Annotated in this window: 16 protein-coding genes and 1 pseudogene; 12 read left to right on the forward strand and 5 right to left on the reverse strand. The window is 62.0% G+C overall.

Annotated features, from left to right (window positions below; all coding sequences use genetic code 11):
• Positions 1-24 precede the first annotated feature (24 nt).
• The 4 genes from ACEN9A_RS26550 (at position 25) to ACEN9A_RS26565 (ending at position 3,395) form a co-directional block, all read left to right on the forward strand.
• The gene (locus ACEN9A_RS26550; protein ID WP_086945959.1) at positions 25-735 is read left to right on the forward strand and encodes an ABC transporter ATP-binding protein; all 711 of its coding nucleotides are present in this window, start codon (positions 25-27) and stop codon (positions 733-735) included.
• Between the two features lies 1 nt (position 736).
• Positions 737-2,002, forward strand: coding sequence for an ABC transporter permease (locus ACEN9A_RS26555; protein ID WP_007933653.1), 1,266 nt, complete (start codon positions 737-739; stop codon positions 2,000-2,002).
• A gap of 11 nt (positions 2,003-2,013) precedes the next feature.
• Positions 2,014-2,532: a DUF3299 domain-containing protein gene (locus ACEN9A_RS26560; protein WP_258671279.1), complete on the forward strand. Its 519-nt coding sequence runs from the start codon at positions 2,014-2,016 to the stop codon at positions 2,530-2,532.
• 164 nt (positions 2,533-2,696) lie between these two features.
• Positions 2,697-3,395 carry an OmpW/AlkL family protein gene (locus ACEN9A_RS26565; RefSeq protein ID WP_258671280.1) on the forward strand — a complete coding sequence of 233 codons (699 nt, stop codon included), beginning with the start codon at positions 2,697-2,699 and terminating at the stop codon, positions 3,393-3,395.
• Positions 3,396-3,595: 200 nt separating this feature from the next.
• On the opposite strand, the gene ACEN9A_RS26570 is transcribed toward ACEN9A_RS26565, so the two are convergent.
• Both ACEN9A_RS26570 and ACEN9A_RS26575 read right to left on the reverse strand, forming a co-directional pair.
• Entirely contained in the window at positions 3,596-4,525 is a 930-nt protein-coding gene (locus ACEN9A_RS26570) for an NAD-dependent epimerase/dehydratase family protein (RefSeq protein WP_258671281.1), read from the reverse strand.
• The gene (locus tag ACEN9A_RS26575; RefSeq protein WP_258671282.1) at positions 4,518-5,402 is read right to left on the reverse strand and encodes an NAD(P)-dependent oxidoreductase; all 885 of its coding nucleotides are present in this window, start codon (positions 5,400-5,402) and stop codon (positions 4,518-4,520) included. Before ACEN9A_RS26575 ends, ACEN9A_RS26570 begins: the two co-directional genes overlap by 8 nt.
• Before the next feature lie 225 nt (positions 5,403-5,627).
• On the opposite strand from ACEN9A_RS26575, the gene ACEN9A_RS26580 reads away from it, so the two are divergent.
• The 6 genes and pseudogenes from ACEN9A_RS26580 to ACEN9A_RS26605 all read left to right on the forward strand — a co-directional run bounded on the left by ACEN9A_RS26580 (position 5,628) and on the right by ACEN9A_RS26605 (position 14,894).
• Positions 5,628-9,968, forward strand: a complete 4,341-nt coding sequence (locus tag ACEN9A_RS26580; protein WP_258671283.1) for a DEAD/DEAH box helicase — start codon at positions 5,628-5,630, stop codon at positions 9,966-9,968.
• Positions 9,969-10,255: 287 nt separating this feature from the next.
• Positions 10,256-11,467, forward strand: coding sequence for an MFS transporter (locus ACEN9A_RS26585; protein ID WP_258671284.1), 1,212 nt, complete (start codon positions 10,256-10,258; stop codon positions 11,465-11,467).
• A 157-nt stretch (positions 11,468-11,624) separates the two neighbouring features.
• Positions 11,625-11,822: pseudogene (locus tag ACEN9A_RS26590) on the forward strand (DUF72 domain-containing protein); the annotation flags it as partial.
• Positions 11,823-11,830: 8 nt separating this feature from the next.
• Positions 11,831-12,628 (forward strand): endonuclease/exonuclease/phosphatase family protein, encoded by a 798-nt coding sequence (locus ACEN9A_RS26595; protein WP_258671285.1) that lies wholly within the window; start codon positions 11,831-11,833, stop codon positions 12,626-12,628.
• Positions 12,625-13,911 (forward strand): cardiolipin synthase ClsB, encoded by a 1,287-nt coding sequence (clsB, locus tag ACEN9A_RS26600; RefSeq protein WP_258671286.1) that lies wholly within the window; start codon positions 12,625-12,627, stop codon positions 13,909-13,911. The genes ACEN9A_RS26595 and clsB overlap by 4 nt, the downstream gene beginning before the upstream one ends.
• The gene (locus ACEN9A_RS26605; protein WP_258671287.1) at positions 13,908-14,894 is read left to right on the forward strand and encodes a lysylphosphatidylglycerol synthase domain-containing protein; all 987 of its coding nucleotides are present in this window, start codon (positions 13,908-13,910) and stop codon (positions 14,892-14,894) included. Before clsB ends, ACEN9A_RS26605 begins: the two co-directional genes overlap by 4 nt.
• 40 nt (positions 14,895-14,934) lie before the next feature.
• Here the strand turns inward: ACEN9A_RS26605 and ACEN9A_RS26610 are convergent, their stop codons facing one another.
• The 3 genes from ACEN9A_RS26610 to ACEN9A_RS26620 all read right to left on the reverse strand — a co-directional run bounded on the left by ACEN9A_RS26610 (position 14,935) and on the right by ACEN9A_RS26620 (position 17,996).
• Complete coding sequence (locus ACEN9A_RS26610; protein WP_258671288.1) at positions 14,935-15,693, reverse strand: alpha/beta hydrolase family protein; 759 nt, start codon at positions 15,691-15,693, stop codon at positions 14,935-14,937.
• Positions 15,683-16,792, reverse strand: coding sequence for a DUF3182 family protein (locus ACEN9A_RS26615; RefSeq protein ID WP_258671289.1), 1,110 nt, complete (start codon positions 16,790-16,792; stop codon positions 15,683-15,685). The genes ACEN9A_RS26610 and ACEN9A_RS26615 overlap by 11 nt, the downstream gene beginning before the upstream one ends.
• Before the next feature lie 208 nt (positions 16,793-17,000).
• Entirely contained in the window at positions 17,001-17,996 is a 996-nt protein-coding gene (locus ACEN9A_RS26620; protein ID WP_258671290.1) for a GlxA family transcriptional regulator, read from the reverse strand.
• A 101-nt stretch (positions 17,997-18,097) separates the two neighbouring features.
• Between ACEN9A_RS26620 and ACEN9A_RS26625 the strand changes: the two genes are divergently transcribed.
• Positions 18,098-18,646, forward strand: a complete 549-nt coding sequence (locus ACEN9A_RS26625) for a cysteine hydrolase family protein (protein WP_258671291.1) — start codon at positions 18,098-18,100, stop codon at positions 18,644-18,646.
• A gap of 280 nt (positions 18,647-18,926) precedes the next feature.
• Positions 18,927-19,508, forward strand: coding sequence for a YjfI family protein (locus ACEN9A_RS26630; RefSeq protein ID WP_086945165.1), 582 nt, complete (start codon positions 18,927-18,929; stop codon positions 19,506-19,508).
• Positions 19,509-19,512: the final 4 nt, after the last annotated feature.

Below are 19,512 nucleotides of genomic sequence, written 5' to 3' on the forward strand. Positions count from 1 at the left end.
ACCAATCCCCATGAAATCGGCGCCATGACCCAAGCACTCATCGAACTGTCCGACCTGGGCTTCAGCTGGCCCGGTCACCCGCCGCTGCTGGACATCCCGGCGTTTCGCCTGGAGCCTGGTGAAACCCTGTTCCTCAAAGGCCCCAGCGGCAGCGGCAAGACCACCCTGCTCGGCTTGCTCGGCGGTGTGCAAAAGCCTGATCGCGGCAGCATCCGGTTGCTCGGCCAGGAATTGACCGAACTGTCTGCCGGGGCTCGCGACCACTTCCGGGTCGATCACACCGGCTACATCTTCCAGCAATTCAACTTGCTGCCGTTTCTGTCGGTGCGGGAGAACGTCGAACTGCCCTGTCACTTCTCGAAACTGCGCGCCGAGCGGGCGAAACAGCGCCACGGCAGCGTCGATCAGGCCGCCGCCACCCTGCTCGCCCATCTGGGCCTGAAGGACGAAAACATTCTGGCCCGTCGTGCCGATTCGCTGTCCATCGGCCAGCAGCAACGGGTCGCTGCCGCGCGTGCGCTGATCGGTCAGCCGGAACTGGTGATCGCCGACGAACCGACCTCGGCACTGGATTACGACGCTCGCGAAAACTTCATTCGCCTGCTGTTCGCCGAATGCCGCGAAGCCGGCTCGAGCCTGTTGTTCGTCAGCCACGATCAGAGCCTCGCGCCGCTGTTCGATCGCCACCTGTCGCTGGCCGATCTCAATCGCGCCGCCACCCCGTCCGAGGTTTGAGATGTATTTGTTTCGTCTAGCCATGGCCAGCCTCGCTAACCGTCGCTTCACCGCGATCCTCACCGCGTTCGCCATCGCCCTGTCGGTCTGCCTGCTACTGGCGGTGGAGCGGGTGCGCACCGAGGCCAAGGCCAGTTTCGCCAGCACCATCAGCGGCACCGACCTGATCGTCGGCGCGCGTTCCGGCTCTGTGAACCTGCTGCTGTATTCGGTATTCCGCATCGGCAACGCCACCAACAACATCCGCTGGGACAGCTTCGAGCAGTTCGCCAACAACCCGAAAGTGAAGTGGGCGATCCCGATGTCCCTCGGCGATTCCCATCGTGGTTATCGGGTGATGGGCACCACTGAGGCGTACTTCGAGCATTACCAGTACGGCCATCAACAGCATCTGGAACTGGCCGACGGCCGTGCCTTCGCCAGCGATCCGTTCGAAGTGGTGCTCGGCGCCGAAGTGGCCGACGCGCTGCACTACAAACTCGGCGACAAACTGGTGCTGGCCCATGGCGTGGCGGCGATCAGCCTGGTCAAGCACGACGACAAGCCGTTCACCGTGGTCGGCATCCTCAAACGCACCGGCACCCCGGTGGACCGCACGCTGCACATCAGCCTCGGCGGCATGGAAGCGATCCACATCGACTGGCACAACGGTGTACCGGCGCGGGGTAACGGTCGGGTCAGTGCCGATCAGGCGCGCAACATGGACCTGACGCCGCAAGCGATCACCGCGTTCATGCTCGGCCTTAACAACAAGATTTCGACCTTCGCGCTGCAACGTGAAATCAACGAATTCCGTGGCGAACCGATGCTCGCGATCCTGCCGGGTGTGGCGTTGCAGGAGCTGTGGAGCTTGATGAGCACGGCGGAAAAAGCCTTGTTCGTCGTCTCGCTGTTCGTGGTGCTGACCGGGTTGATCGGCATGCTCACGGCGATTCTCACCAGCCTCAACGAGCGCCGCCGCGAGATGGCGATTCTGCGTTCGGTGGGCGCGCGGCCATGGCATATCGCGACTTTACTGGTGCTGGAAGCGTTTGCCCTGGCGCTGTCGGGAGTGATTGCCGGCGTGGCGCTGCTGTATGTCGGCATCGCCGTGGCGCAGGGTTACGTGCAGTCGAATTACGGTTTGTACCTGCCGCTGGCCTGGCCAAGCGAATATGAATGGACGCTGCTCGGTGGCATCCTGATCGCCGCGCTGCTGATGGGCAGCGTGCCGGCCTGGCGCGCTTATCGCCAATCCTTGGCCGATGGCCTGTCGATCCGCCTGTGAGGACCTTGAACATGCCCCGCGCCCTGCTTGCGTTGTTGATGCTGGTTGCCCTGCCGCTGTGGGCCGCCGAACCGAAAGACCTGACCTGGTCGGAAATGATCCCGCCGGATGCCCCGCCGGAAGTGCCGAACATGACGCCGCTGCACGACCTGTCGAAGATGAGCGACGCGTTGTCCGCGGAGTCGGCGCCGGCAGCCAAACAAGACATGCCGAACGCGCCGGTAGTGAAGAGTCTCGATGGCCAGAACATTCGTTTACCGGGGTACATCGTGCCACTGGAAGTCAGTGAAGAAGGCCGCACCACGGAGTTTCTGCTGGTGCCGTATTTCGGCGCCTGCATCCACGTACCGCCGCCGCCGTCAAACCAGATCGTGCACGTCAGGAGCGAAGTCGGCGTGAAGCTCGATGAGCTGTACCAGCCGTACTGGGTCGAAGGTGCGTTGCAGGTCAAGGCGTCCACCAGCGAATTGGCGGATGCCGGGTATCAGATGGAGGCGCAGAAGATTTATGTGTATGAACTGCCGGAGTGAATCCGGTGGTTATCTGTCGCCTACAAGACTGCCATCGCGGGTTTGCCCGCGATGAGGCCCTCAAAATCAGCCCATCACTGTTTAATTGAGCTGAGTCAAAAGACCGTATCAGTTGGATCCCTACCATTGGACATCAAACATTTTTAACGTCCTTTGGAGCCCCCATGCACAAGTCCCTGCTCAGCGCTTCGCTGCTTGCCCTCGCGCTCGCAGCCCCGCTCACCCATGCCCATGAGGCTGGCAATATCATCGTTCGGGCCGGTGCGATCACCGTCAATCCGACAGCCGACAGCTCCAGCGTCAAAGTCGATCAAGGCCCGCTGAAGGGCGCCGACTTGGGTGGCAAGGCCACCATGAGCAGCGACACGCAACTGGGCCTGAACTTCGCCTACATGATCACCAACCACCTGGGGATCGAACTGCTCGCGGCCTCGCCGTTCGAGCATGACGTGAAGCTCAAAGGCACCGCGCTCGGCGCCGCCAACGGCAAACTCGGCACCCTGAAACACCTGCCGCCGACCCTGAGCCTGGTCTACTATCCGATGGATGCCAAGTCCGCATTCCAGCCGTATGTCGGCGGCGGGATCAACTACACCTGGATCTACGACGAGCACGTCAGCAGCGAAGCCAGCGCCAATGGCTTCAGCAACTTCAACGCGAAAAACTCCTGGGGCCTGGCCTGGGAAGTCGGTGCCGACTACATGCTGACCGACAACGTGATGATCAACGCCCAGGTGCGCTACATCGACATCGACACCCGTGCCACCGTCGAGAACAACGCCGTGGCCCCGGGCACCCGCGCACGGGTGAACGTGGACGTCGATCCGTTCATCTACATGGTCGGTCTGGGTTACAAGTTCTAAAGAACTGTGGCGAGGGGGCTTGCCCCCGTTCGCCTGCGCAGCAGGCGCCATCCAACCGATGAGGACGTCAGGCGAAATGCAGTGGGGCTGCTTCGCAACCCAACGGGGGCAAGCCCCCTCACCACAAAGAACTGCATCGGTCATATTCGACACACAAAAAAGGCGCCTTCAAGGCGCCTTTTTCACGACTGTGTAAAACCTCAGTGCCCCAACAACCGCGCCAGGCCAACGCTCATCGGCGTCTGCTCCGGGTAGGTGAACCGCTCCAGCAAACGCCGGTTATTCGCTCGTGAATGGCGGATGTCACCGGAACGCGCCGGGCCGTAGCTAACGGGCGGCAGCTTGCCGACCACGGCTTCAAGGGCTTCAAGCATCTGCTTGAGAGTCGTCGCCTGATTCCAGCCGACATTCACCGCGCCGACCTCAACCTGCGGTTTCTCGATGGCTTGCACCAGCACGTCCACCAGGTCCTCGACGTAGACAAAATCCCGAGTCTGCTCGCCATCACCGAACACGGTGATCGGCAGGCCTTTCTGCGCGCGCTCGCTGAAAATGCTGATCACCCCGGAGTACGGCGAGGACGGATCCTGGCGCGGGCCGAAGATGTTGAAGAAGCGGAAAATCACCGGTTCCAGACCATGCTGGCGGCGATAGAAATCGAAGTAATGCTCGCTCGCCAACTTGTCCGCCGCATACGGCGTCAACGGTGCCTTGGGCGTGTCTTCATCGATCGACTCGCCTTCACCGTTGTTGCCATAGACCGCTGCGCTGGACGCGTACAACACGCGTTTGACACCGGCCTGACGCATGGCTTCGCAGACGTTCAGCGAGCCGATGAAGTTGCTCTGGTGAGTTTTCACCGGGTTATCCACCGAAGCCTGCACCGAAGCCACCGCGGCCAGATGCGCCACCGCGCTGCAACCGAGCATCGCCTGTGCCACCAGGGCGGCATCAGCGACATCGCCTTCGATCAGTTCGACAAGGGGATTGTCCATCGGCAGGTTGCTGCGTTTGCCGGTGGACAAGTCATCGAGAATTCGCACCGAATGCCCTTTGGCGAGCAAGGCATCGGTCAGGTGCGAACCGATGAAACCGGCGCCGCCGGTGATTAAAACAGGGCCGTCAGCCATGGCGATAAAACCTATCCAGTAAGCCCGGGAGTGCCGCGCGCCAGGCGCGGGGTTTGATCCCGAAAGTGTGCAGAATTTTCTTGCAGGCCAGCACCGCGTGTTGCGGTTCTTCGGCAGCGTCGGGCCGCGCGGCGTGAGCCTGGGCAGTCGGCGCTTCGATGGCCAGCGGGTGCAGGGCGCGTGCTTCAGTGAGAATCGCCTGCCCCAGTGCCAGCGGCGTGGTCGCCTCATGCCCGGCGTAGTGGTAAGTGCCCCACAGCGGCGCCGCGCAATCGAGTTGCTTGAGCACCGAAATGATCACCCGGGCAGCATCGTCCACCGGCGTCGGATTACCGCGACGATCATCCGCCATCAGCAGTTCTTCCGCTTTCTCGGCCCGGGTGAGGAATCGCCCGAGGGTGCCGTCGGGGCTGTCATCGAGCAGCCAGCCGAAACGCAGCAACACGTGCTGCGGACAGGTGGCGCGCACGCTTTGCTCGATGCGCCACAAAGCTTGACCGCGTAGACCCAACGGTACCGGTTCGTCTTTTTCGCTGTAGGCGGTCGCCCGGGAGCCATCGAACACGCGATAACTCGACGGTTGCACCAGCACGATGTTGTGATGCTGGCACAATTCGGCCAGACGCTCGATGGCGCGCTCCTGCCCGGCCAGACGCTGTTCGCTGACGGTCTCGGCCTGGAACCAGTCGAAATAGTAGGCGAGATTGATCAACGCATCCGGACGGGTATCGTCGAGCAGTTGCGTCAGGCTCGCGGCGTCCCAGCCGTCTTGTGGTGGGCGGGGGGCGAGGAAACCGATGTCTTCCTCCGCACCGAGGCGAATCAGCGCCTGCCCAAGGGCATTTCCGCCGCCCAGTAACATAAGGCGCATTCGCATAGAGTCAGCAGGCCCAGTCTGATTGGAACGATGGCTTTATCGACAGCGCCCGCAGGCGATGTCCTCAATAATTGCCGGAATCGTTGCATTTTGCGGGTTTAGTGCGCAACCGTCACCCGTAAAGTGTAGTTCCCGAGGATTTGTGGTGCGGCTACTGGCCTCAGGATCAACACAGAGCCTGAGCGGTACTTGCAACTTCCCGTCCCCACCCGCATAAATTGGTTCATGAACCTGCCCATCCCCGCAGACAGCGCGCTGAACGGTTTCCACCCCGCCGTCAGCGCCTGGTTCAGCAACACCTTCGCGACGGCTACCGCCGCCCAGGCCCGGGCGTGGCCGTTGATCCGCCAGCGCCGTTCAACGCTGATTGCCGCGCCCACCGGCTCCGGCAAAACCCTCACCGCGTTTCTGGCCGTGCTCGACGATCTGGTCCATCGCGGCCTGGAAAACCCGGATGGCCTGCCGGACGAAACCCTGGTGGTCTACGTTTCGCCGCTCAAGGCCCTGTCCAACGACATCCGGATCAACCTGCAAAACCCGCTGGCCGGCATCACCGAGCAGTTACGCCTGATGGGCCTGCCCGACGTGCCGATCAGCACTGCCGTGCGCACCGGCGATACGCCGCAAAAAGACCGCTCGGCCATGCGCAAAACCGCGCCGCACATTCTGGTGACCACTCCGGAATCCTTATACGTGCTGCTCGGCTCCGACTCCGGCCGGAAAATGCTCGGCACCACGCAAACGGTGATCGTCGACGAAATCCACGCCATCGCCGCCAGCAAACGCGGCAGTCACCTGGCCCTGAGCCTGGAGCGCCTGCAAGCGCTTTGCCCGCAACCGCTGGTGCGAATCGGCCTGTCCGCCACGCAAAAACCCATCGAGGCGGTATCGCGTTTTTTGGTTGGCGGTGATCGCGACTGCGAAATCATCGACATCGGCCATGCCCGCCCACGGGATCTCGATATCGAAGTGCCGCCCGTGCCGTTGTCAGCGGTGATGGCCAACGACGTGTGGGAGCTGGTCTATGACCGCCTCGCCGCCCTCGCCCGCGAACACCGGACCACGCTGATTTTCGTCAACACCCGGCGCCTGGCCGAACGCCTGAGCCGACACTTGAGCGAACGCCTCGGCAAAGACGCGGTGGCCGCCCACCATGGCAGCCTGGCCAAGGAGTTTCGCCTGGACGCCGAGCAACGGCTCAAGCGCGGCGAGCTGCAAGTGCTGATCGCCACCGCCTCGCTGGAACTGGGGATTGATATCGGCGACGTCGACCTGGTGTGCCAGATCGCTTCGCCACGCTCGATTGCCGGTTTTCTGCAACGGGTCGGCCGCTCCGGGCACCAGGTCGGCGGCACGCCCAAGGGCCGATTGTTCGCCACCACCCGCGACGACCTGATCGAATGTGCCGCTTTGCTCGATTGCGTGCGCCGTGGCGAACTCGACACCTTGTTGATCCCCGAAGCGCCGCTGGACGTGCTGGCCCAGCAGATCATCGCCGAGGTCAGTTGCCAGGAATGGCACGAGCAGGCGTTGCTGGAGACGCTGCGTAAAGCCTCGCCTTACGCCAAGCTCGACGAAAAACATTATCAGGCGCTGCTGCACATGCTCGCCGAGGGCTACAACGGTCGCCAGGGCATGCGTAGCGCGTACCTGCACCGGGACGCCGTAAGCCGCACCCTGCGCGGCCGTCGGGGCGCCAAGCTGACCGCCGTGACCAGCGGCGGGACGATTCCCGACAACGCCGACTACAGCGTGTTGCTGGAGCCTCAGGGGCTGAACATCGGCAGCGTCAACGAAGACTTCGCGGTGGAAAGCATCTCCGGGGATATCTTTCAGCTGGGCAATACGTCGTATCGAATCCTGCGGGTCGAAACCGGCAAGGTCCGGGTCGAAGATGCTCAGGGCCAGCCGCCGACCATTCCGTTCTGGCTCGGTGAAGCACCCGGTCGCAGCAATGAACTGTCGTTCGCCGTGGCCCGCCTGCAAGCGCAACTCGATGAACTGCTCGCCGCCACACCCGGCGATCTGCAACCGGCCCTCGACTGGCTGACCGACACCCTCGGCCTGAACCTCGCCAGCGCCGAGCAACTGGTCGACTACCTGGCCCGGGCCCGCCTGACCCTCGGCGCCTTGCCGTCCCAGGACACACTGGTGATGGAGCGTTTTTTCGACGAGTCAGGCGGTACGCAACTGATCATCCACTCACCGTTCGGCAGCCGCATCAACCGCGCCTGGGGCCTGGCCCTGCGCAAGCGTTTCTGCCGCACCTTCAACTTCGAATTGCAGGCCGCCGCCAGCGAGGACGCCATCGTGTTGTCGCTGTCCACCAGCCACAGCTTCGAGCTGGACGACGTCTGGCGCTACCTGCACAGCAACAGCGCCGAACATATCCTGACTCAAGCGGTGCTCGAAGCCCCGCTGTTCGGCGTACGCTGGCGCTGGAATGCCGGGGTCGCCCTCGCGCTGCCGCGCTACAGCGGCGGGCGCAAAGTACCGCCGCAGATCCAGCGGATGAAAAGCGAGGACCTGATCGCCAGCGTGTTTCCCGATCAGATCGCCTGCGTGGAAAACCTCGCCGGCGAGCGCGAGATTCCCGACCATCCGCTGGTGGAACAAACCCTCGACGATTGCCTGCACGAGGCCATGGACAGCGAAGGCTGGCTGGCATTGTTGCGGCGCATGGAACAGGGCGATATCCGCCTGATCAGCCGCGACCTGCCGGCGCCTTCGCCACTGGCGGCAGAAATCCTCAGTGCCCGCCCCTACACCTTCCTCGACGACGCGCCGCTGGAAGAACGCCGTACTCAGGCGGTGCTCAACCGCCGCTGGAGCGATCCGCAGTCCACCAACGACCTCGGTGCGCTGGACGCCGAGGCGATTGCCGCGGTGCGCGACGAAGCCTGGCCAACGCCAACCGGCCTCGATGAAATGCATGAGGCCTTGATGAGCCTGGCGTGCATCACCGACGCCGAGGCCCGGGCCAACCCGAATTGGCTCGAATGGCTGAACACCCTGGCCGAGAGTGGCCGCGCCAGCCGTTTGCAGATCAACGCCAAGCAATCGCTGTGGCTGCCACTGGAGCGACTGACCTGCCTGCGGGCGATTTATCCACAGGCCACGTTGTTTCCGTCGTTGGAGGCCTTGCCCGGTTTCAATGAAATCTGGGAGCCGGACGAAGCGGTGCTGGAAGTGGTCCGCGCGCGGCTCAGTGCGTTTGGTCCGTTGCCGCTGAAGGCGATTGCCGAACCGCTTGGTTTACCGGCACTTCAAGTCACTCAGGCCCTGGCCCAACTGGAACGTGAAGGTTACGTGCTGCGCGGGCAGTTCAGCCCGGACGCTTGCGAAGAGGAATGGTGCGAACGGCATCTGCTGGCGCGGATTCATCGCTACACGGTCAAACGGCTGCGCCGGGAAATCGAGCCGGTGGCGTTGCAGGATTTCATGCGTTTTCTGTTCGACTGGCAGCATCTTTCCACCGCGAGCCGAGGCCAGGGCAGCGCAGTGTTGCCGGCGATCATCAGCCAGTTCGAAGGCTACCCCGCCGCCGCTTCGGCATGGGACAGCGACATTCTGCCGGCGCGGCTCAAAGACTATTCGGCGAGCTGGCTGGATGAGTTATGCCGCAGCGGCAAACTGGTCTGGACCCGCCTGACCGCGCGCAACAAGAGCACCGGCACAGCATTGCGCAGCACGCCGATTCTGCTGCTGCCGCGTAATCAGGTCGGATTGTGGAGCAGCTTGACCGAGCAGACGCCGGTCAGCGAACTGTCGCCCAAAACACAAAAGGTCCATGCAGCGCTCAGCCAGCACGGCGCGCTGTTTTTCGATGAGCTGATGCACGAGGCCCATCTGCTGCGCTCGGAACTGGAAATCGCCTTGCAGGAACTGGTCGGCGCCGGACTGGTCAACGCCGACAGTTTCGCCGGGTTGCGGGCGCTGATCACCCCGGCCAGCAAACGCCAGAATCGCAGCAGTCGACGCGGGCGCGGCGCGTTTGTCGGCGGGATGGACGACGCCGGGCGCTGGGCGTTGCTGCGCCGTGGTACTGCCGCGCCGGTTGTGGATAAGCCGGTTGTGGATAAACAACGCCCGACGTCCACACCCACAGAAACCCTGGAACACATCGCCATGACCTTGCTGCGCCGGTACGGCGTTGTGTTCTGGCGCTTGCTGGAGCGCGAGGCGGACTGGTTGCCGAGTTGGCGGGAATTGTTGCGCACGTTCCATCGGCTGGAGGCCCGGGGCGAGATTCGTGGCGGGCGGTTTGTCAGTGGTTTGGCCGGCGAACAGTTTGCCCTGCCCGAGGCGATCCCGTTGCTGCGCGAAGTCAGGCGGCGCCCGCATGACGGGAGTCTGATTGCAGTGTGCGGGGTGGATCCGCTGAACCTCGCCGGCACCCTGTTGCCGGGCGTGAAAGTGCCGGCGCTGGCGAGCAATCGACTGGTGTATCGCGACGGCTTGCCGGCTGCCGCCGAGATCGCCGGCAAGCAGCAGTTCTGGCTGGAGCTGGATCAGCAATCGACTACAGAAGTACGCAACACACTGATCCGCCACTCCCCCTTGTAGGATTCAATCTCCTGTGGCGAGGGAGCTTGCTCCCGCTGGGGTGCGAAGCGCCCCCAAAACCTGCAAACCCATTTCTCCCGAATGCACCACGCGGTGTGGTTTCACGACTGCTCCGCAGCCGAGCGGGACGGTGCGGCGATCCGACAAGCTCCCTCGCCACAAGGTTTAATACCAGCCGTGAGATATTTGACCTGCACGCAAATATCAAATGCCCATCCCTGTATTTTTCTGCCCCCCCCAAACCCCGACACTGCGCTCCATCAAATCAATCCCCCGGAGTTGCAGCCATGCCCATTGCCTTGCTGGCGCTGACCCTCAGCGCTTTCGCCATCGGGACGACGGAGTTCGTCATCGTTGGCCTGTTACCCACCATCGGCGCCGACCTCGGCGTCAGCCTGCCGTCCGCCGGTCTGCTGGTCAGTCTGTATGCGCTCGGGGTGGCCATCGGCGCGCCGGTGCTCACCGCCCTCACCGGCAAAGTCCCGCGTAAATTGCTGCTGTTGTCGCTGATGGTGCTGTTCACCCTCGGCAACTTGTTGGCCTGGAAAGCGCCAAGCTACGAGTCGCTGATCATTGCGCGGATCGTCACCGGCCTGGCCCACGGGGTGTTTTTCTCAATTGGCTCGATCATCGCCACCAGCCTGGTGCCGAAGGAAAAAGCCGCCAGCGCGATCGCCATCATGTTCACCGGCCTGACCGTGGCGCTGGTCACTGGCGTGCCGCTGGGGACGTTTATCGGTCAGCATTTCGGCTGGCGTGAAACTTTCCTCGCGGTGTCTGCACTGGGTGTGATCGCCTTCATCGGCAGCCTGCTCTACGTGCCGAAAAACATCGCCCACAGCAAACCGGCTTCGCTGTTGCAGCAGTTGCAGGTACTGAAACAACCGCGCCTGTTGTTGGTGTATGCCATGACGGCGGTCGGCTACGGCGGCTCGTTCATCGCCTTCACCTTTCTGGCACCGATTCTTCAGGACATTGCGGGCTTCAGCGCCAGCACCGTCAGCCTGGTGCTGCTGGTGTACGGCATCTCGGTGGCCGTCGGCAACATCTGGGGCGGCAAGCTGGCGGACAAGCGCGGCCCGATCGGCGCCCTGAAAATCATCTTCGCCCTGCTCGCCGCCGTACTGTTCGCACTGACCTTCACCGCCGCCAATCCATGGCTGGCCCTGGCCACTGTGCTGGTCTGGGGTGCGGTGGCGTTCGGTAACGTGCCGGGGCTGCAGGTGTATGTGGTGCGTCAGGCCGAACATCACACCCCGCATGCGGTGGACGTGGCGTCGGGCCTGAACATTGCGGCGTTCAACCTCGGCATTGCCGGTGGTGCGTGGGGTGGTGGCTTGATCGTGGCGCATATGGGCCTGATCCATACCGCGTGGATCGGTGGCCTGGTGGTGCTGGTGGCATTGGCACTGACCGCCTGGAGTGGTCGTCTCGATCGATTGGGCCCGGTGTATGCCGAGCCGGCTGAAGGTTCGGCCCGGATCGTCGCCGGGCACTGATAGATCAAATGATCGTCGCTTTCGGCAACTCCTGCGCGCCTGTGGGAAGCTGCCGAAGGCTGCGATCTTTTGCTTTTACCGTCCGTAGCCCCGTCGAAACTTTCTCGCATGCCTGGCAGTCATCAAAAGACAGGGCTGTCCGAGGATGGGAGGCGACATGGCGGCGATTCATATCGGCATTTCAGGCTGGCGCTACACGCCCTGGCGGGGAGGCTTCTACCCGAAGGGGCTGACCCACAAACGCGAATTGCAATTCGCGTCACGGGCAGTCAACAGCATCGAAATCGATGGATCGCTCTACACCCTGCAACGGCCCGAACGTTATGCCCTGTGGTGCGAACCGGTTGCCGAAGGAGCGCTGCCATGAGCACTCCCGAACCGGTCGGTGGGACGGATGAACAGCAACCCATCATCAATGCCGTGAGCCGCTTCACCGTGCTGACGGTCAACACCCACAAGGGGTTCACCGCACTCAATCGGCGCTTCATCCTGCCCGAGTTGCGCGATGCGGTGCGCAGTGTGTCCGCCGATGTGGTGTTTTTGCAGGAGGTCCACGGCACCCACGAACAGCATCCCCAGCGCTACAACAATTGGCCGGCGATGCCCCAGTACGAATTCCTTGCCGATAGCCTGTGGCCGCAATTCGCCTACGGGCGCAACGCGGTCTACCCGGCGGGCGATCACGGCAATGCACTGTTGTCGAAGTTCCAGATCATTCGCCACGACAACCTCGACGTGTCCATCAGCGGCCATGAAAACCGTGGAATCCTGCATTGCGTGTTGCGGATGCCCGGCGATGGCCGGGAAGTGCATGCCGTTTGCGTCCATCTGGGTCTGCGCGAAAGCCACCGGACGGCACAGCTCAAGCTGCTGATCCGACGCCTGGAAGAGTTACCGCAAGATGCCCCGGTGGTCGTCGCCGGCGACTTCAACGACTGGCGCCTGCGCGCCGATGCGTTGCTCAAGCCTTGCGGTTTGCGTGAGGTCTTTGCCGAGCGGCATGGCAAACCGGCGCGCAGTTTCCCCGCGCGTTTGCCGGCGTTACGCCTGGACCGCATCTACGTGCGCCATCTCAAGGCCAGCCATCCGCAAGTACTGGCGGCACGCCCCTGGTCACACCTTTCCGACCATGCGCCCCTGTCGGTGGAGATCGAGTTATGAGCAGCCCGTCGATGGAAAAAACCACGGTCGAACACGTCTCCCCACCTCCCCCCGTGCGCGAGCCTGCGGTGACTGATGTTGAATACGGCTGGCACGGAAACAATCGGGTCGAGTTGCTGGAAAACGGTGAGGCGTACTTTCCACGGGTGTTTGAAGTGCTGCGCCAGGCCCAGAGGGAAATCCTGCTGGAAACCTTCATTGTGTTCGAAGACAAGGTCGGCAATGAGCTTCAACAGATCCTGATTGAAGCGGCGCAACGTGGCGTGCGTATCACGGTCAGTCTCGACGGCTTTGGTTGTGGCGAACTGAGTACGGCGTTCCTCGCCGCCCTGAGCAATGCCGGTGTGCGCCTGCAAATATTCGACCCTGCCCCGCGCCTTCTGGGCATCCGCACCAACTGGTTCCGCCGTCTGCACCGCAAGATTGTGGTGGTCGACGGCACGATTGCGTTCCTCGGCGGGATCAATTTTTCCGCCGACCATCTGGCCGACTTCGGCCCCGAGGCCAAGCAGGATTATTCGGTTGAAGTGCAAGGCCCGGCGGTGGCCGATATTCATCATTTCGCCTTGCTGCAAGGCGGTCGACCGGCCCGGGCCAAATACTGGTGGCAACGCCGCCGGCAGCGGCATGCTGAACTGGCGGTCGACGATCATGACGGTCAGGTGCGACTGGTGTATCGCGACAACGCAGAACACCCAAAAGATATCGAAGAGGTGTATTTACAGGTGCTGCGCAGTGCCCGGCGTCGCGTGGTGATCGCTAATGCCTACTTCTTTCCAGGCTATCGACTGCTGCACGAGATCCGCAATGCGGCACGCCGGGGGGTCGAGGTGCGCCTGATTCTTCAGGGACAACCGGACCTGCGGGTGGCCAGACTCGCCGCGCGCATGACCTACGACTACCTGCTGCGGGCCGGGGTGGTGATCTACGAATATTGCGACCGCCCCCTGCATGGCAAAGTCGCCCTGGTCGACGAGGACTGGAGCACTGTCGGCTCAAGCAACCTCGACCCGCTGAGCCTGTCCCTGAACCTGGAAGCCAACGTGCTGATCCGCGACCGTGCCTTCAACCGCGATCTGTACGAGCGTCTCGACGAGTTGAGCAGCAACCATTGCAAGGTCATGTCGGTGGACACAGCCCCTCGCGGGCGGATCTGGGACATGACCATCGGCTTTCTGGTGTTTCACTTCCTGCGGCATTTCCCCGCATGGGCCGGTTGGTTGCCGGCGCATAAACCGCGCCTGAAGCCCTTCATCCACCCACCCGGGAGCGCCAAGGCATGAGCCATTCCGAAGCGCAGCCTGCGCCGCACTCCGAGACGCCGGGCAAACACCACTGGCACCGCTGGAAAAGGCCGCTGACGATGCTGTTTTTCCTGGCGCTGATCGTATTGTTCACGATGCTCGCCCAGCGCATCGAATGGAACGAAGTGTTCGATACCCTGGCTGATTTCAAAGTACGCACGTTGATCATTGCGTCAGGTGTGACCCTGGCAAGCTTTCTGGTCTATGCCTGTTTCGACCTTATCGGGCGCACCTACATCCGGCAGAACCTGACCTGGCGGCAGATCCTCCCGGTGGGGATCATCAGCTATGCCTTCAACCTCAACCTGAGCGCCTGGGTCGGCGGCGTCGCCATGCGTTATCGGCTGTATTCGCGGCTCGGCGTGAGCAAAGGCAACATCGCAAAAATCCTCGGGCTGAGCCTGGCGACCAACTGGTTCGGCTACATGGTAATTGCCGGCGCGGTGTTCAGCAGCGGCCTGATGCGAATGCCGCCGGGCTGGAAAGTGAGCAGCAATGCACTGCAAGACGTGGGGATTTTGTTGCTGCTGTTGAGCACCGGATATCTGGCAGCCTGCCGGTATTCCAGGCGCCGGAAATGGTCGGTTCGCGGCGTGGAAATCATTCTGCCGTCGCTACGCATGGCAATCCTGCAACTGGCCCTCGGCGCACTGAACTGGGCGCTGATGGCGGCGGTGATCTTCACGTTGCTGCCGAGCAAACTGGATTATCCGCTGGTGCTTGGTGTGTTGCTGATCAGCGCCGTTGCCGGGGTCATCACCCATATCCCGGCCGGGCTCGGTGTGTTGGAGGCGGTGTTCGTGGCGCTGCTGCAGCACGAAGTATCGCGGGGCAGCCTGGTGGCGGGGTTGATCGCTTATCGGGCAATCTATTTCATTCTGCCGCTGTTGATAACGGTGTTGATGTATCTGGTGGTGGAAGCCAAGGCCAAGTCGTTGCGGATCTCGAAGAAACCTCGGTGAGCGGTCGCATCCACGAATGATCGCAAGACCACCGCATCTCTCAACTCGATTGAATGATGCTCAACCGCTCACCCACCACCATCTCGGTGATCCAATCCACCAGAATCGAGGTGTACGCCTGTTGCGAAACCGGGTCGCTCAAGGCGTGATCCGCACCATCGATGATCCGGTGAGTCAGCGAGTGAGTCTGCTGACACGCGGCGCGGTAACTCATGATCGTCGCGTGGGGTACATAGGCATCGGTCTCGGACTCCACCAGCAACACATCCCCGGTGAATTGCGAGCAGGCGTGCAACGCGCGATTGCTGTCGGCGCGCACCAGCGTGCCGCGATAGTCGCGCAAGTCGGCTTTGTCCAACTCACGCTTGGGCGTGTGCCACAAGTCGTCGCGATACAATGCCGGCACCCGCAGCGCCAACCAGCGCACCGGACGCAACGTCGTCAGGATCGCTGCCAGATAACCGCCATAACTGGTGCCGACCACCGCGATCGCAGAGGTGTCGAGCGCCGGGTGGGCGAGCAAGCGGTCGTAGGCTGCCAGCAGGTCGCGCAGGTTGTCTTCGCGGGTGACCCTGGACAACGGAATGCCGGTCCCGCCGGTATGGCCACGCAAGTCGAACGTCAGGCACACACAACCCAACCCGGCAATGCCTTTGGCGCGATCCAGGTCGCGCTCCTGGCTACCGCCCCAGCCGTGGACGAAAAGCACCCCCGGGACTTTCGATTTGGGGCTGAGGAAGGTCCCGCTCATCTGTTCATCGTCGATGTCGATCTGAATGGTTTCGCTTCTAGCCGTCATAGGATTTGACCGTTACGTACTTGAGAAGAAAATCACTGCGCTCCGCCGGCCCGCGGTACACCTCGATAGCGTTCGCCGGCAGCGTTTGATCGCTATAGGTTTCGACCGACGACACGCGAATCGCACGCAGGCCGGGGTCGTTGACAAAGCTCTGCAACGCCGCGACCTCGGCGCTGCTGGCACCGCCCAGGCGCCAGGATTGTTCGAGCACGCCGCTGCGTTGTCGGCCGTTGCAATCCAGCCCCTGGGCGATGTCGTAGTTGCGCCGCGAAGCATAGAAACCGGGGTAGGCTTCATCCGCCGCACTGTCGAATACCTGTGCCTGCTGGATCGCCAGCCTCACCTCATCCGGCAGTTCCAGCGCCAGCAGGTCCTCGTAATAACCCTGCACCACCAACAGGTTGGACCCTCCATAAACCTGCTCGCCCTGAGCGTCTTCGGTCATGTATTGATCACCGCAATAACTCAGCACTGTGTCGCCGATGAAGCTTTGGCCGACGCTGTGGGTGATCACCTCGGTCAAGTCCTGCTCCAGCACCACGCCTTCGGTGAACAGTGTCTTGGCCTCGGGGCGAGCGAGGATGGCGTCGAACTGGTCGAGGCTCTTGATCACTTCCTGACCGCGTCCGGCGCAGGCGTGAATAGGCTTGATGCGGATCGGGCCGCTGTAGAGCAGGTGCTCCGCCGCCGGGCGCGCATCGTCCAGGGAGAACACGCTGAGGCCATCGAGCACGACGCTGCGCACCCGTTCGCAAAACAACGGTGCCCAGCCTTCGGGCGCGAACGCATCGCGGTTCAACAGCCCATGACTGATGGCTTTGGTACCGATGAAATCGTGGTCGACGTAACCGCCCCACAAATCCTCCGGCCCTTTGACGCCCAGCTGCCGGGCGGCAGCGGCGCCCACCAGCGTCTGGGTCGGCAACAGATAGCGGCCACGACCGCTGTGCAGTTGCGGGTCGTAACTGCCGCCGTATTCGAGCCCGACGATCTGCGCCAGCCAACGGGCCAGCGCGCGATTGGTTTCGACTTCGTGCAGCGGAGCATCGGCACGCACAGAATGGGCGAGTACCAGTTTCTTGCGACTTGTTGGGGTCATGGGGTCCCCTTCAATCTGCGTTTGATAAATGTAGCTGGAGGGGTGCAGGGATCAGGCCAATGGCGGCTGATGAAGAACGACTTCTAAATCAGCCGGTTGCCCAGACAATAATGGCATTACGCCTGTTTGATTCTGCACGACGCCCTTCTGGACTCCGGCATTTTGCACGACTCAAACCTTCCACATTTTTTGATCTGGCGTGTTCTGGCTATCGGGCCACAGCCGCTGGCGGCGTCACGCCAAACCGCGTCCGGTAATCACTCGGCGCCAGCCCGGTAATCTTTTTGAACGTCGCGCGAAACGCACTCGGGTCCTGATAACCCACGGTCCAGGCAATGTGATCAATGGTGCCGTTGGTGAATTCGAGCATCTCGCGCGCCTTGCCGACGCGCAGGTGCTGGCAGTACTCGGTGGGTTTCAACCCGGTCGCCGCGCGGAATCGCCGCAGGAAGGTGCGCTCTTCCAGCCCCGCCCGTTCGGCCATTGCCGCCAGCGATACATCGACCGCCCCGGTGCTTTGCAGCCAATGCTGGACCTTGAGAATCGAGGCATCGCCATGGCTGAGAATCGGTGAAAAATTACTGCCGCACTCACTCGCGCTGTCGCTGTGCTCCACCACCAGAAACCGTGCCGTGCTAGTGGCAATGCTCGGCCCCAGCAGGCGGTTCACCAGCCGTAACCCCAGCTCTGACCAAGCCATCAACCCGGCGGTGGTAATCAGGTCACCGTCATCGACGATGGGCGTGTCAGCCTTGAGCTTGATCGCCGGGTAACGCTCGGCGAAGGCTTTGGCCGAGGTCCAATGAGTGGTGGCGCTACGGCCGTCGAGCAGGCCGCTTTCAGCCAACAGGATCGACCCCACGCAAACCCCGCCCAACGTCGCGCCGCTGGCGTGTTGCTGACGAATCCAGCGGATCAGCCCTTGCGGTGCCTGGCCCTCGGAAAAGCCGCCAATCGACGGCGGAATCAACACCGCGACCAACGCTTCGGCCGGGCCGGGTTGACTGTCGTAGACCCGTTCTGGCGCCTGATCGCCCTCGACCTGCCAATGACTGACCCTCAGCAACGGCAACTGCGTCGCCTGATGCTCGGCGGCAATCCGGTTGGCCACCCCGAACAGATCCGTCAACCCATGCACCGCCGCCATCTGCGCGCCGGGATAGATCAGCACGCCCAATTCGACGACTGCCCTTTCTACGCCCATTGTCAGTTTTCCCCCTTCTATTGTCGGTGCGGCCAATCCTCGGACGGCCTGCAGAACCTGATACTTGAATCACACCCAACAAGCACTTCGAGGAAACACTCATGACCAAGCAAGCACTCATCGTAGTCGATATCCAGAACGACTACTTCCCCCAGGGCAAGTGGCCTTTGGCGGGCGCCGATGCCGCCGCAGACAACGCTGCACGGCTGATCCAGGCCTTTCGCGAGGCCGGTGACGCGGTGGTACACATCCGCCACGAATTCACCTCCGACGCCGCACCGTTCTTCACCCCAGGCTCCGACGGCGCGAAGTTGCACCCCAAAGTCCTGAACCGCGCCGATGAACCGGTGGTGCTCAAGCACTTCGTCAACGCGTTCCGCGAAACCGAACTCAAGGCCATCCTCGACCAGCAAGGTATCGAACACCTGGTGGTGGTCGGCAGCATGAGCCACATGTGCATCGACGGCGTCACCCGTGCCGCAGCAGACTTCGGCTATACGGTCACGGTGATCCACGACGCCTGTGCCACCCTCGACCTGGAGTTCAACGGCGTCACCGTCCCAGCCGCCCATGTGCATGCCGCGTTCATGTCGGCCTTGGGGTTTGCTTATGCGAGCGTGGTGTCCACCGATGAGTTTCTGGCTGGTTAGATGAGAGGCTCGTTCCACAGGATTACGCTTAACTGACCGGAATCATGCTGCTTCCCTTCTTTTTCATACACCTGCGCAACCGTCGAAAAAATCTCACGCGTGAGCTATTGAGGGCTGCAAAAATAGCCTGTAGTGTTATCACGCGTGAGTTTTTCACAACGGGATCAGCACCATGAAAAGCAGCTCTCCATCAGATCCGCCTACCGGGTCTGTTACCGATTCAGCGAGCCGCAAGGGAGAGCGCTCGAAACCCTCCGCGAAAAAACCATCGAGCTTTTACATGAAGCAGATGCGCGCGGGCCTGGGTGCCGCCGGCTATGTGAAACACGAGACTTGGGTGCTTCCCGAAAATCGAAGCCTGCTCAAGCAGATGGAGAAACAGCTACGCCAACCGATTCTGGCTGGCTCATTCATGTCGGAGAATTACATGAGCGCAGGTAATAACTGGAACATCGATCGCCTCTACAGCGCCCTCCAGGCCCTCGACGAAGTGGTTGCGAACGAAATCACCCTCTCCCTCGTTCAAGGCTCCGAATCCAGCATCAAGCTGGAAATGAACGATTTCGGTGGCTTGCCGATTTACATCGCGGTGGTTGGCGATCAGATAATCGTCGATACGGTCCTGGTCGATGTCGAATCGATCAACAACGTCCCGGCATTCAATGATGCCGTTTTGCGCAGCCGGGAAATGTTCCCGCTGTCCTCGATCGGTATCGAGTCCATGCCCAACGGGCAGGTCGTTTACAACATGTTCGGCGCGCTGAGCTCCGACTCCAGCCTGACCAACGTCGTGACTGAGATCAAAACCCTCGTCGACAACGTCCAGCGCGCCAGCGAAGCCTTTGAACGCTTCTTCAATTAATTAT

The organism is Pseudomonas sp. Pseusp18 (assembly GCF_059506005.1).